The organism is bacterium (assembly GCA_041648665.1).
Taxonomy (GTDB): Bacteria; UBA10199; UBA10199; order 2-02-FULL-44-16; family JAAZCA01; genus JAFGMW01.
On sequence record JBAZOP010000076.1, the window covers coordinates 1 to 13,694 of the forward strand.

The 13,694-nt window shown below is 57.7% G+C and carries 15 protein-coding genes; 4 read left to right on the forward strand and 11 right to left on the reverse strand.

Going from position 1 to position 13,694, the window contains the following annotated elements; translation table 11 throughout:
* Positions 1-3: 3 nt before the first annotated feature.
* The 5 genes from WC683_16015 to WC683_16035 all read right to left on the reverse strand — a co-directional run bounded on the left by WC683_16015 (position 4) and on the right by WC683_16035 (position 5,174).
* Positions 4-882, reverse strand: a complete 879-nt coding sequence (locus WC683_16015; GenBank protein ID MFA4974115.1) for an AAA family ATPase — start codon at positions 880-882, stop codon at positions 4-6.
* 554 nt (positions 883-1,436) lie between these two features.
* Positions 1,437-2,711 (reverse strand): TRAP transporter large permease subunit, encoded by a 1,275-nt coding sequence (locus WC683_16020; GenBank protein ID MFA4974116.1) that lies wholly within the window; start codon positions 2,709-2,711, stop codon positions 1,437-1,439.
* Positions 2,708-3,244 (reverse strand): TRAP transporter small permease, encoded by a 537-nt coding sequence (locus WC683_16025; protein MFA4974117.1) that lies wholly within the window; start codon positions 3,242-3,244, stop codon positions 2,708-2,710. Before WC683_16025 ends, WC683_16020 begins: the two co-directional genes overlap by 4 nt.
* Before the next feature lie 18 nt (positions 3,245-3,262).
* Complete coding sequence (gene dctP / locus WC683_16030; GenBank protein ID MFA4974118.1) at positions 3,263-4,261, reverse strand: TRAP transporter substrate-binding protein DctP; 999 nt, start codon at positions 4,259-4,261, stop codon at positions 3,263-3,265.
* Positions 4,262-4,274: 13 nt separating this feature from the next.
* A complete protein-coding gene (locus WC683_16035) occupies positions 4,275-5,174 on the reverse strand; it encodes a TRAP transporter TatT component family protein (protein MFA4974119.1) in 900 nt (299 codons plus the stop codon).
* Between the two features lie 318 nt (positions 5,175-5,492).
* Here WC683_16035 and WC683_16040 point away from each other — a divergent pair, with 318 nt between their 5' ends.
* Both WC683_16040 and WC683_16045 read left to right on the forward strand, forming a co-directional pair.
* Positions 5,493-5,741 (forward strand): helix-turn-helix domain-containing protein, encoded by a 249-nt coding sequence (locus WC683_16040; protein ID MFA4974120.1) that lies wholly within the window; start codon positions 5,493-5,495, stop codon positions 5,739-5,741.
* A complete protein-coding gene (locus tag WC683_16045) occupies positions 5,741-6,157 on the forward strand; it encodes a type II toxin-antitoxin system death-on-curing family toxin (protein ID MFA4974121.1) in 417 nt (138 codons plus the stop codon). Before WC683_16040 ends, WC683_16045 begins: the two co-directional genes overlap by 1 nt.
* Before the next feature lie 40 nt (positions 6,158-6,197).
* Here the strand turns inward: WC683_16045 and WC683_16050 are convergent, their stop codons facing one another.
* Positions 6,198-6,758 (reverse strand): hypothetical protein, encoded by a 561-nt coding sequence (locus tag WC683_16050; GenBank protein MFA4974122.1) that lies wholly within the window; start codon positions 6,756-6,758, stop codon positions 6,198-6,200.
* 23 nt (positions 6,759-6,781) lie between these two features.
* Positions 6,782-7,339 (reverse strand): DUF882 domain-containing protein, encoded by a 558-nt coding sequence (locus tag WC683_16055; GenBank protein ID MFA4974123.1) that lies wholly within the window; start codon positions 7,337-7,339, stop codon positions 6,782-6,784.
* A 67-nt stretch (positions 7,340-7,406) separates the two neighbouring features.
* On the opposite strand from WC683_16055, the gene WC683_16060 reads away from it, so the two are divergent.
* A complete protein-coding gene (locus WC683_16060) occupies positions 7,407-8,315 on the forward strand; it encodes a DUF882 domain-containing protein (protein ID MFA4974124.1) in 909 nt (302 codons plus the stop codon).
* 15 nt (positions 8,316-8,330) lie between these two features.
* On the opposite strand, the gene WC683_16065 is transcribed toward WC683_16060, so the two are convergent.
* Positions 8,331-8,957, reverse strand: coding sequence for a metallophosphoesterase family protein (locus WC683_16065; protein MFA4974125.1), 627 nt, complete (start codon positions 8,955-8,957; stop codon positions 8,331-8,333).
* A gap of 59 nt (positions 8,958-9,016) precedes the next feature.
* Here WC683_16065 and WC683_16070 point away from each other — a divergent pair, with 59 nt between their 5' ends.
* On the forward strand, positions 9,017-9,181 hold the full coding sequence (locus WC683_16070) for a hypothetical protein (protein MFA4974126.1): 165 nt from the start codon (positions 9,017-9,019) through the stop codon (positions 9,179-9,181).
* A 74-nt stretch (positions 9,182-9,255) separates the two neighbouring features.
* Here WC683_16070 and WC683_16075 read toward each other — a convergent pair whose 3' ends face one another.
* From WC683_16075 to WC683_16085, 3 genes are all read right to left on the reverse strand, one after another.
* Positions 9,256-11,337, reverse strand: coding sequence for a sodium-translocating pyrophosphatase (locus tag WC683_16075; GenBank protein MFA4974127.1), 2,082 nt, complete (start codon positions 11,335-11,337; stop codon positions 9,256-9,258).
* A gap of 51 nt (positions 11,338-11,388) precedes the next feature.
* Positions 11,389-11,796: a hypothetical protein gene (locus WC683_16080; protein ID MFA4974128.1), complete on the reverse strand. Its 408-nt coding sequence runs from the start codon at positions 11,794-11,796 to the stop codon at positions 11,389-11,391.
* A gap of 66 nt (positions 11,797-11,862) precedes the next feature.
* Positions 11,863-13,632 (reverse strand): V-type ATPase 116kDa subunit family protein, encoded by a 1,770-nt coding sequence (locus tag WC683_16085; protein MFA4974129.1) that lies wholly within the window; start codon positions 13,630-13,632, stop codon positions 11,863-11,865.
* Between the last annotated feature and the right edge of the window lie 62 nt (positions 13,633-13,694).

Here is a 13,694-nt window from a genome sequence, read left to right on the forward strand (position 1 = left end):
TAATCACGGCCTGAGTTCCTCCCATTGATCGATCTCGGAGACCTTTTGGGCAATGTTCAGTATGGCGCGTTCGCCGGAGACCACCTGCTGGACGATTCTTCGGTTTACCATTTCCTTGTTATCCATTACGATCCGCTCCAACAGGTTGTGGCACAGCGCAGTGGTCCGACGCGGGTATCCATCCGAGTATGAATAGATCTCTTCGAAGGCGTCTTCCGTGAACAGGGGAAGTTTCGCCTTATACCCCGCCTCGTGCAAACGAAACAGGATCATCTCTTTCATCTCAGATTGGCTCAAGGGATTGAGCATGTGCTTGAGGGCGATTCGATCCCAGAAATTTTTGAGACCGACGATCTTCGGAAGCAGCTCCAACTGCGACATGAGCACCAATTGCACCAGCTTGTATTCATTCGTTTCATAGTTCAGAAGCGTCCGGAGGATTTCCAACGAGGGGCGATCCAGCTTTTGGGCCTCGTCGATCAGGATGACGACCGTCTTTTTCTCTTCCGCGTCCAACGCAAGGAGCTTTTTCTCGATGGCATTCAGATGTTCAGCAGCGGAAAAATTCGCGTGGTTGGTCTGGGGGTAAAATATTTCCGCCAGCTTCGCCAAAAATGCTATCTCGGATGAGAAGGTCGGATTAAGTATGATATGAAAAACAAACCCGTCGTCTGCCGATAGGATCTGATAAAGTTTGCGGGAGAGGGTCGTCTTGCCCGTTCCAACATCACCCAGAATTAAATTTAACCCCCTTTTTAACCGCAGTGAGATCATCAACCGATAAAGCGCCGCCTTATGATCGCTGGACTTGTAAAACAGGGACGGGTCGGGACTCGTCGAAAACGGCTCCTTCTCAAGCCCCAAGATCTTGTAATAACTCATTTTACACCCTCCACTCTCGCATATTATTTAACAAAAAGATTGAGGGTAATCCATGCAAAAGGCGTTTGTGGATAATTTAGGCATAGTGTTTTTTGACAGCCGTCACTAATTTTTAGCAGCCTGTGGTGGGTTTCCACGTCGTTTCAGCCTATTTTATACGTCATTTCCTGTATTTACACCAGTTTTATTTTCAACGACATACACGACCAGCACGATAGAAGCATAAAGGTGGTGTCTCAATAACCATTTCGGCGACTTTCCTCCTCATAATGAGAGTTCAATTTTAGATCCGATTTTTACCATACTGCAACTTGCCGCCATCATTGATCAATCAGCCTGGGACCGATCTCATGACTGGCACGGCATATGCATATTCAAGTTGGCAGGGAGACCCAAAATATGATGAGGGGAGTCATAACAACCAGACACATTCTCTTTCACCCCATAACGTTGATATCGAGCTGGGGATTCAAAATTTACATCAGGATGCTCGCAAAGTGCCTCGACAACTCCTCGCACTATTTCGCAGACTTCTTCATGTTGTAAACTCACACTTATTTTCCGAAGACCCCAGGCAGCCAAAGCGTCAGCTCCGGCAGATAGGTCACTACGATGAGCGCGATGAGCATCACTATCAGGAAAGGCAGTGTGCTGCGATAGACCTCCGCTATGGGCTTCTTGAACCTGATGCTGGATATGAAGAGGTTGAGGCCCACGGGTGGCGTGATGTAGCCGATCTCCAGGTTCGTGAGGAAGATGATGCCCAGGTGCAAGGGATCCACGCCGAACTCCCTTGCTATGGGCACGATCAGCGGCACGACCACGATCGTGGCCGAGAATATATCCATCAGGCAGCCCACGATCAGGAGGAAGACGTTGAGCACCATCAGGAACATGAGCTTGCTCGTGATGAGGTGCCTCATCATGTCGATGATCTTCATGGGTATCTGCTCATCGACAAGATAGTTCGTAAGCCCCAGCGCGCATCCCAGTATCACGAGCACGCTGCCGACCAGCATCATCGACTGCGCCGCGACCCTCGGTATGTCCCTCTTGATGCTTATGTCGCGGTGTATCAGCGCCTCCACTATCAGCACGTAGACTACCGTGACGGCGGCCGCCTCGGATGCGGTGAATATGCCGCCGTAGATGCCGCCCAGGATTATCACCGGCAGCGGGATGACCCAGATCGCGCCCCTGAGCGCTTTTATAACTTCCTCCACGGAGAAAGCCTGGCGGTTAGATTTGTGCTTCAAGCTGGAGTGTATGCTGTAGAGCGAAAGGAGCACGATGATGATCACGCCCGGGACGATGCCGGCCAGGAAGAGCTCGTCGACGTTGACCTTGGCCACCACCGCGTAGAGTATGAGGGGAAGGCTGGGAGGGAAGAGCAGCCCCAGGCTCCCGCTGGTGGTGATGAGCCCCATGGAGAAGCGCTCGGTGTAGCGCTCTTTAATCAGTATCGGGTAGAGCAGCCCGCCGATGGCTATTATCGTTACCCCTGAAGCGCCGTTGAACGATGTGAAGAACGCGCACGATATGAGCGCCGCTATCGCCACGCCGCCGGGCATCCAGCCGAAGAGCGCCCTGTAGAGGGCAACGAGCCTCTCGGGCGATTTGGACTCGGCCAGGAGAAACCCTGAGAACGTGAAGAGCGGTATCGCTATCAGGGTAGGCGCCGAGGCCAGGCGGTACATCTCTATGATCACCGCCTGCGGGTCCACGCCGGCGGATCCGAAGAGAGTGAGGGCGAGGCCTCCGATCACGACGAACAGCGGCGCGCCGCAGAGCGCAGAGATCAGTATCCCGATGGCGTAGAGAGCGGTCACTGCCTGCCTCTCCCGGCCACGTATCCGAGCCGGCCTTCCATGACTATGCGCCAGATATCAAGGCCTATCCCGATGGCGTACTCGAGCGATATCATCGCGAAACCGAACGGTATGATGGCCTGCACGATCCACGCAGGCATGCCGGGGAAGAGCTCGGACGCTGACTGCCATTCGCTGAGCACGAAAAAGTAGGAGGCGCGGGCGAGGAGGAAGGATATGAAGCACGCCAGGGCGTCTATGCCTATCCTCACGGAGTTCCTGGCTATGCGCGGGATGACGCGCATCAGCGCGTCGATGGCAATGTGTTCGCGGTTGCGCGTGGCGAGCATCGCCCCGAAAAAAGCCACCCACAGCACCATGTTCCGCGATGCGACATCCGCCCATGCGATCCCGCTGTCGAAGAAGTTCCTCAGGATGACCTGCGTCGCCACGAGAGACATCATGGCGATGAGCATCACCACCACGAGGGCCTCGATGACCCTCGCAAACGCGAGATCTATGAATTTAAAGAATTTGAGAAGCGCGTCGGCCATGGAGATCCTTTGCCCGCGTCAGTTGCCGGCCCTCTTCGCCTCGACCGCTGCGACCGCGTCGTTGAGCAGCTCCTGCGTGTAAAGCTTGCCCACGAGCTTCGACCAGATCTCCTTGCTCGTCGTCTTTATTCCCTCCATCTCCTCGGCGGAAACGCTAACCTTCTTGAGCCCGGCCTCCGTAAGAGTGGAGTACGACTTGTCATTGTCGGCCCTTATCGCCTCCACGAGTTTGCGGGCGTATTTCTTGCCCGTGGACTTGAGGACCTCCCTGTCCGCAGGGGGGAGCGCCGAGAAGGCCGCCTTGGTCATCACGATCCCTCCCGTGGAATCGGCCAGTTTGAGATCCGTGATGTATTTGGTCTGAGTGAACCACTGGAGCGCTATCGCACCCAAGGGCGGGGCATAGACCGCGTCGATGAGTTTGGTCTGGAGGGAAGTCATAACATCGGTGATCGGCAACGGAATCGGCACCACCTGGAATGCCGCGTACATGGCCCCGACCAGCTGATCCCCCTCCCACGCCCACATCTTCATGCCCTTTAAATCCGCACGCCCTGCCACAGGCTTGTTGGAGAATATGTTCACGAATCCAGTCTCGGCCGGGCCCAGGACCACGAATCCCTTCTGCTCGAACCCGGGCTCGATCTTGGGCCATATCTTCTCAGCCACGGCATCCGCCTCAGCATAGTTCTGGACGAGCATCGGCAGCTCGAGCACGCGCACATTGGGGTTGATGATGCCGAGGCCCAAGCCCGTGAATCCGGCCGCGTGCACCTGGCCTATGCGCATCTTGCGGATCACGTCGTTCTCGTCTCCGAGCACGCCGCCCGCGTATATCTTCAGCCCGACCCTCCCCTGGGTTTTCTCCCGAAGTTCCTTGTCCCAGGCGGTCATGACCTTATGCCAGGTAGAACCTTCCGGCGCGAGGATGGCGATCTTGATCTCATTGATGGCATGGGCGCTGCTCGATACGAGCATGAACATCATGACCATCGCCAGAACCGTGATGCGCTTCATAAATCCTCCTTAATCAAAACAACTCTTTTTCCTTTTTGAGCAAAAGCTCCGCCCTCATGATGGCCAGCTTGTTGGAGAGGGCCTGCTCAGGCAGGGACGCCGGATCGGCAGACTTCACATCCGCTAGCTCCCTGCGGAAGAGCGCCGGGTCATTGAGCTGCCTTGCGTAGAACTGGGCGTAGAGCACCCTTGTCATGAGGTAATTGGGGTCCGCGCCCATCGCCACCGCGAACTCCTGCTGCGCGAGCGCCATGTCGCCGCCGAGCATCGCGGGACGCGTGCAGGCGAGCACCCCTTTGAACGCGTGCGCAGAGCCAAAGTAAAAGTTCGGGTCGAGCTCGATCACGCGGTCTATCATGACCTGGATCTTCGGGATTGCGACCACGGCCGTGGGATCGTCGCGATTCAGGTTGATCCAGTTCGCCCAGTTGAACGCGGTCCAGAAGAGCGCATCGATGCGTTTCCTGCCCAGGCCATTCACAGCCTTTTCAAACGCCGGGAACGGGGCGTTCATGGCATTCCTCATGCCTGAGTCCGACGAGAGCGACTCGATGCCATAGTCGCGTCCCCTCTGATAGAACAGCTTCGCCCTCTCGATTGCCTTTGCGTGCGCGGGATCGCCCTCCTTGGATGAGAGGATCTCGAGCTCCACGAATCCGAACGCGAAGCTGCCGTACGCCTTGGACAATATCGCCAATATCTTCGAATCTTTCGGGTTTCCGAACCTCAAGACCTCGAGCGTCTTGATCAGCGGCAACATGGACTCGCGCGCAAACTCGACGTCCTGCTCGCCTTCCACCGCGACCATGCCGTCGGTGGAGATACCGCCGATCACGCCCGTGGTGAGCTTCTTCATGCCGCAACCCGTGGAGGCCAGGGCAAAAAGGCACGCCATGACGATCAATTTCTTCATGTCGTGGGGTAACTATCAGCAGGGAAAAGCGAAATCAACAATAAGATTGGGACCTTGTGACGCACCGCGCCACGGCTCCGGATCCCGTTCGGGCCAGGTTCATAACAAACAAGGCGGCTTCGGGTCCTGTCGCCGGGCTCACCCCCATTTGCGACCTTCCAATAGAGCTTTAATATAATACTGAAGTGCAGCAGCGTGGGTACCGCGCTGCTGCCGGCATCGCCTCGATGGATCACCGAATACTATACATTAACCCAAATTCATATGGTTAATATACATTAACTTGAATCTAAAAGGTTAATATGGCACCATGAAGACATGAAGAGATACATCACCACAGCACAGGCCGCGAAAATCCTGGGCATCAGCACGGTCGCGGTATTCAAGAAGATCAAGAACAAGACACTGCCGGCGCAGAAGATCGGGCGGAACTACGCTATCGATCCGGCGGCCCTTGGCCTCAAGGCCGACAGGGTTGGAAAAGATACGAAGAAGCGGATCGAAAAGGCAGTGAAGAGGGTCGTGCGCGATTATGGCGAGACGCTCAAGAAGCTCGGGAAGGAATGATGCACATACTGTCAGTGAGAGAAGTGAAGGAGATCGCGTTCGAGCTCGCGCGTGAAGCTATGAGCTGGGACGAACCGATACCTGATTTTGACACGAGATTCCCGGAGAAGCTCGAGAGCTGTCTCGCCACCCCGTTCCAGACATTCGACAAGAAGCATTTGTACCGGGGACTTGCCGAGAAGGCCGCGGTCCTCTTCTATCTCATGATCAAGAATCACCCATTCACGAACGGCAACAAGCGGATTGCAGTGACAACGCTGCTCGTCTTCCTTGCGCTCAACGGCAAGTGGGTGGAGGTGACTAACCAGGAGCTATACAACTTCTCCGTGTGGGTCGCGTCCAGTCCACCGCAGGTCATGGAACAGACCGTTGCAGCAGTTCAAGAGTTCGTCTCGAAGAATCTGAAGGATTACTGACCCGAAATCGATCGACAGGACCCGAAGCCAACTCAAAAGGTTATTTTTTCCTGGAACACTCCATGGTCAGATTCAAGAGGAAGATCCCTTTGGCGCTGATGTAGGCCGGGTCTGCAGACTGGATCTTGCATGCGAACTCACCCTGCGGCCCCAATTTCGTCGCAGCCAGTTCAAACGCATTCTTTTTACACGTCTCCCAGTCTTTTTTTATCCTGGCGTCTTGGGCGTCATCGAGCTTGATCTCGATCTCCCCATCGGGATTCGACTGCAGTCCAACCAGAATGCGGCCCAGATACTTCGTGAAGCTCCCGAAATTGACGGAACACTTATAGATCACCTTGTCGATATCGAATGTGTCATTTGCGCTTGTCGATTGTGGGACCGAGCTTGCCTGGGCGGAAGCGCTTGCAGACATCTCCGCGCCTTTGCATTCCATCGAATAATAGTCGGCCCTTACGTTGCCGCTGTAATAAGAGAGCTCACAGGTATAATCCTTGAGCTGGGCCGGCACCTGATTCTCTTTAAAGTACCGCAGTTCATCCACGCATCTGGAGAGATGCTTGGAATAACACTCTCTCGAAACCGACTTTGTCTCTGACATGAATTATCCTTTCTTTGGAGCGGTTACCAGGTTCTCACCGGGCCAACGTCGATGTGCACGAAGTCACTGCCTGCGTAGGTGCCGACGCCGCCTGTGGCGAGCGAACGGGCATACTTCGCGAGCTCATGCTTGGAGACTCCGGGGATGGCGATGTCTGCGGCCATGCCCTGGATGTGGAGGCTGTTGTGCGCGACCCTCGAGAGCCGCCTCTTGAGCGCGCTGTTGTACTCGAAGCTGCGATAACCCGAAACAACCCTGACGCTTTCCGCGTTGAAGTGGTCCTGGACGTTGTCGATGAGCTCCACGAGCTTGAGCGAAATCGGAAACCTCTCGCCGCCGCCGTGACAGCGCAGCGTGTGGTCGATGGCCGTAAGCGCCTCGTCCCTGTAGAAGCCGTCAGGGTCGCGGTATAGGATGGTTATCGTCTCGCCGGTGTGCGTGTCGGTTATCTTTATCTTGCCGTCGCCGGTATAGATGAATGGGGAATTGTGGGCGACCGATGACTCGAGCGGAGAGGGGGGCATGGCCATCACGGCAAACATCGCAGCCACAAGAATGATAAAACCGGATATTGCCCTCATCATTCCTCCTGACTATATATCGGTTGGTTGGAGGAAAAAGTTACGCGAAAAGAACAAGGGGAATAATATGCGTAAGTTGTTGTTATTGTTAATAATTATTACTATTACCCAGTTTTCGGCCATCTTTGGCCATGCCCAGGCCCCGCAAAAGCAACTCCCCAGCCTCAAAAACGACGGCCTGATCGCGATCTACAACTTCCATGAGGACGAATACGCGGAGATCCAATACCGCGATGCGAAGGGCTACAGCAAAGAAGGCCTCAAGGAGATCGCGCACATCATGCGCTCGCGCGGCGACGGGGCAGAGAGGCAGATCGACATACGTCTCATCGAGCTCATCGACAACGTCCAGGACCACTTCAACGCCGAGACAGTCGAGCTGATTTCAGGGTATCGGAGCCCGGGCTACAACGACCTGCTGCGCGATAACGGCAGGGGAGCAGCGAGAGAGAGCCTGCACAAGCAGGGGCTAGCCGCCGACATACACATAGACGAGGTCGACGAAGCCGTGCTCCACGGATACGCGAAATCGCTCGGCGTGGGCGGGACAGGACTCTATCCCCGCTACTACTTCGTGCACGTGGACGTAGGCGAACCGCGGTCCTGGGTCATGGACGAAAAGAAGGGACGCGAGCTCATAGGCACAGGCAACAACCCGAACGCCTCGTGGAGCGCGGTCACTGACCAGAATCTATACAAGCCCGGCGACAGCATCTCGATCAAGGCCACGAACAACGGATATGGGACAGAGGGAATTCAGAAGAACATCTGGCTCGACGGATTCCGCAAGGGCAAGTGGTCCGAGCACGTGCAGCTCTCAAAGGGCGGCGGCAAACGCCTCAAGTCCGGGAAATCCGCGACGTTCGACGTGAAGCTTCCTGATGATCAGCGGCTCGGCAAGTACAGGCTCGTGATCTTCACCTCCAGCGACTTCTCCGTACCACCCGCATACTCGAATGAGTTTTATATACGCTAGACCTTCGAGTGTGCGTCAGCCTATCGAGCTCTCTTCGTCCGGGCCGGGTTTGTAGGGCTCCTCGCATGGAGGAGTAAGCGGTACCTTTGCGACCGTAAGCTCATGGCTGTCCAGCACCTCGCCTTCCAGGTCCACGAATTTCACCGAGATGTCAGGTTCCTTCACGTCTATCACCGCAAAGGTCGGCATCGCGCCACGGTCCGTCTCTGATTTCAAGTGCCCCGGGTTTATCACGATGAGCCCGTCGATCGCCTTCATGACCCCGAACTTGTGCGTATGCCCGTGCAGGAGCACCTGCGCGCCATATTTAGACATCGCCCTGCCGGGATTCATGTCGCCGTGCTTGTCGTGCTTGTCGCGCGTGGGCGTGTGGCTAATGAGGAATACTACCCCGCCGAAATCCTTTATGAGCCTGTGCGATACATTGTCGTCCATCCATGCCGCCTCGTACATGCCCGGCACCGCGTATAGAGCCCTGCCCCTGGGGTCGAGTTTCTGCGCGTCCGCATAGTCGTCGCCGAGATGCACTATGGCCTCGACCCCGAATTTCTTGACCATGAGATCAGCGGCCTTCTGCATCATCGCGACATTGCCGTGCGAATCGCTCATCACCCCGAGGATCATGAACGATTTATATGCCATTCCCACTTTTGTCGCAACTTTCCCGGAATTCTGCCGATAACGTATATGAGAGGTCGGCCATGCTGCTTCCCGAGGTCATAGAGAGGATGAGACGCGAGAGGGAGGAGAGGGAAAACTCCCTTGCAGAGCTGTGGCTGCCCCTGCCTGAAGTCGATTATACCGAGGAAAACAGGGACGAGGAGGAAAAGACCGCAGGCTCGGTCATAGTGATCGATCTGCTCTAACTCATTGAAATAAAAGAGGAGGCCTGGGACCCGAAGGGGGGCCCAGGCCTCTTTTATTCTGTCCTGATTTCTTACTAGAGCCTCGCAAACACAGGGGCAAGCAGCAACGCGAGCACGCTCATCACCTTGATGAGGATGTTCAGCGCAGGCCCTGCCGTGTCCTTGAAGGGGTCGCCCACGGTGTCGCCGATGACAGCGGCCGCATGGCGGAGGCTTCCCTTGCCTGTGTTCGCCTCCTTGTCCCTGGGCTCGTCTTCGATCTGCTTCTTCGCGTTGTCCCACGCGCCGCCGGAGTTGGCCATGAAGATCGCAAGCATCACGCCGGATGCGGTCACGCCGGCGAGCAGTCCGCCGAGCGCGCTCAGATCGCCCCACACGTATTTGGAGATCACGCCCACGACGACAGGCGCCATCACGGTGAGGATCCCGGGCTTGATCATGTGTTTGATCGCCGATTTGGCGGATATGTCGACGCAGCGCGCATAGTCGGCCTTGGCAGTGCCCTCCATCAGCCCCTTGATGTTTTTGAACTGATGCCGCACCTCGTTGATCAGGTCGTGCGCAGTGAGCCCCACCGCCTTCATGGCTAGCGAGGAGAAGAGGAACGGCAGCATGGCGCCCATGAGGATACCTGCCATGGTCTGCGGCTTGGAGATGTCTATGACGGTAAGCCCGCTGCTCTCGCGGAAGGCCGCGAACAAGGCCAACGCCGTGAGCGCCGCGGAGCCGATCGCGAATCCCTTGCCGATGGCGGCGGTGGTGTTGCCGACCGAGTCGAGCGAGTCGGTGCGCTTCCTCACCTCTTCGCCCAGATTGGACATCTCGGTGATGCCGCCCGAGTTGTCGGCTATGGGTCCGTATGCGTCGACCGCGAGCTGGATACCCAATGTGGAGAGCATGCCGAGGGCTGCTATCGCTATCCCGTAGAGGCCGGCGAACTGGTAGCTGGCTATGGTGGCGGCGGCAATGACCACGATGGGCCACGCCGTCGAGTGCATCCCAACGGCGATCCCGCCGATGATGGTGGTCGCGGGACCGGTCTTAGTGGCGTCGACAATCGACTGGACCGGCTTGCGGTGCTTCTCGCAGTAATAGACCGTTATGAGACCCACGGCCACGCCGGCCACAAGCCCGGATATCACAGAGCCCCACAGCCTGACCGGGGAGACGATCTCGCCGCTGATGGCGAGCCCGGCCGGGACCAGTTTCCAAATCACGAAATACGCGCCGATCAGGAAGACGAACGCGGAGACGAAGGTGCCGAAGTTGAGCGCCTTCTGCGGATTGCCTCCCTCTTTCACGCGCACGAAGAAGGTGCCGATGAGTGAGGCGACGATGCCTACGGCGGCCAGCGCGATCGGCAGCGTGACGCCTGAGAAACCGGAAGCCACTCCGAGCACAAGCGCACTGATAATAGCTCCTATGTACGACTCGAACAGGTCCGCTCCCATGCCGCAGACATCGCCCACGTTGTCACCGACCAGGTCGGCGATCACCGCCGGATTTCGCGGGTCGTCCTCGGGGATGCCCTGCTCGACTTTGCCGACGAGGTCGGCGCCGACGTCGGCGCCCTTGGTGTAGATCCCGCCGCCCACCCTGGCGAAGAGCGCGATCGAGGAGGCGCCGAACGAATAGCCTACGAGCACAGGCAGCACCACGTCCTTAATCGAAATATCGTCGATGCCTATGAAGTGCGTAAGCACGAGGAAGAGTATGCTCAACCCCAATATGCCTAGCCCCACGACGCACAGGCCCATCACCGCCCCGCCCTTGAATGCAACGTCGAGCGCGCTGTTGAGGCTCGTGCGCGCAGCGCTGGCGGTACGGACGTTCGCCTTTGTCGCCATGTTCATGCCGAGATATCCGGCCAGCGCCGAACAGAAGGCGCCTACTATATACGCCATCGCGGTCCATCTCAGGGCGCCGGTGTTTATCACGGCGAAGACGGCGGCGACGACGACGGCGAAGATCGCGATGACCTTGTACTCGCGCTTTATGAAGGCCATCGCGCCCTCGCGGATCGCAGCGGACACCATCTGCATCCTCTCGTTACCCGGATCCTTCCGCATGATCCGGCTCGCCAGAAACCAGGCGTAGATCAGCGCCAGGAGCGCCGCGCCCCCGGCCAGCCATACAATCAGAACATTCGTATCCATATACCGCACTCCTTATGATGTGACCGCACGAGACCATCCCGTGCGATTTTTTCAGAAGAGAAACACGCCTACCAGCGACAATACGGCATATGTCTCAGGCATGGCAGCCGCCACTATCCCGTTGGCCAGGGTGTTGCGATCCTCGGCTATGGCCCTGATGCCTGCTGCGCAGACCCTGCCCTGCCATATCGCGCTCAAGAAACAGGCTGTTCCGACCATGAGGAGCATATAGCCCACGCCGGGCTCCACGCCGAGCAGGGGCCGTTTGAGCATTGCGGCCACGAGCGTGTAGATGCCCTGCGTGCTGGGGGCGATCGCCAGCGGCATCACGCCGTAGAAGCGCTGTTTCCCTGCGCCCATGGAGGCGGAAAACGAGACGGCCAGCCCCCACGCTGATCCGGAAAGCCCCAGGCCGATACCGAAGTAAAAAAACAGCCTCTCCAACACAAAGGCATCCATGCGCTGCTCCTTTTCATTTGGGGCTGCGGTACATAATGCCGAGCCCATGATTTGTAAACGGATTTATCAAACCCCCTGCGCCTCCAGACGAAGGGGGGAATACGGTTCGCCGTCCAACATGGCGAATTTGGGCATGGCTTCCACCGCATGGAGCCTTGCCGAATGCACCAGCGAACCCACGATGCCGATCACCAGGTTGAAAAAGTGGCCGATCACGAGCATCGCAAGCGCCGCGATCGGGCCCAGGATCGGGCCGACCGAGCCGGCGTCCCTTGCCAGCATGTTCACCACAGACGCGATCGAGCAGGAGGCGAGCCCCAGGCCGAAGAGCCTGGAATAGGACATCACGTCGCCCAGGAGCCCCACGTGCCCGTACAGCCCCCACATGCCGAGTCCGAATCTGATCAAGGGATTCTTCGCATTCGAGGAGAAGACGAGGACCGCCAGTATCCCAACGCCGAACACGACCTGCCAGGCGGGGAGTTTTGTGACGAACATCACGCCGCCGATCAGGATACAGAGAGACCCTGTCTTCACGATCCTCCCGCTCCACGTGTGCGCGCCCACGATCGCGAGGATGAGGGCGATCGATATGTGCACTACGCCCAGGCCCATGGCTATCTTGAAGAAGAGCATGGGGTCGCCTATGCCCGGCGCCACCTTGAGCAGAATGGTCTCTCGGCCGAACGGCCATGCGCCGAACAGAGACCCGGTGAGCGCGCCCCACATCATAGTCGCAACGCCGAAGAGCAGGGTCATCCTCAATGCCACGATCGCCTGCGGAAATTTCCTGAGCAGCGCCTTCTTGAATATCATGGCGGCTATGATCATGGCGGCGCCATAGCCGACGTCGCCAAGACAAATGCCGAAAAAGAGCATCATGAATGGGGCGAAGAACATCGCAGGGTCCACGCCGCGGTACTCCGGAAAGCCGAGCAGGTGGAGCAGCGGCTCGAACACGCGCACGAGCCATGGATTTCTGGTCAGCACCGGCGGGGTTTCCTCGGGCAGGGGATCTCGCACGCCCACGACCACCGGGACCGCAAAGCGCGCTGCCGCTTCCTGGACGGTCGCTGCGCTCTCCGCAGGGATCCATCCCTCGAAGGCCATAACCGCCTCGTCCCTGAAGGCCCTTTCGTGAGCGCGCTGGAAGTCGTACTCCCGCTTCGCCTTCGCATGCAGGGTCTCGAGCTCATCGCGATGCACTGCCGCGACCGCCAGGCGCTCGAGCAGGCCGTCTCTGGTCATCGAGAGCTCATCGCGCCTGGCCCGCATGGCGAAGAGCGAAGAGCGCGGCATCTCCAGCGCCGCAGCACCCGCGATCTCCACCTTTTTCACGCAAGAGGCGGTGACGAAGAGGACCTGCCTGCCGTTGCCCACGATCTTGGACACGACCCCGGCCGGGATATCGAGGGACTCGAACTCCTTTGCAGGCGCGCTCCATGCCTGGATGAATACGCCCTCCTCCGCGAGCTCTTCCACGTCGTGCGGCTCGAATTCGCCGAACGCGGACGCGTAGGCCATGTCCCTCTCGACGGAGACCAGTTTGTCGCTCGTGGATCTGAGCTCGCCGATCCATGACTCTATCTCATCAAAGGACGGCGCCTCTCTCCTGCCCGCATCTTCGACGATCGGAAAATCGCGAGAACGTATCTCGTGCAACACCTGCCTCTGGATATTGAGCCTGTGTTCGAGCTGCGCCGCAGCGATCGACTCGCCGGGCTCGGCGATATGCTCTGGATGCAGCACGCCCAGCTTCTGGACCATGCGCATGAGAGAGTCGCCCTCTCTGGCGAGGGTGAGAAACGTCACGCGTTTCATTTTGACTATGGCCATCTCTATCCTTGATCAAGCGCTCTCGAACGATTCCTGTTTCCCGAGCAACGAGGCCTGCGCTA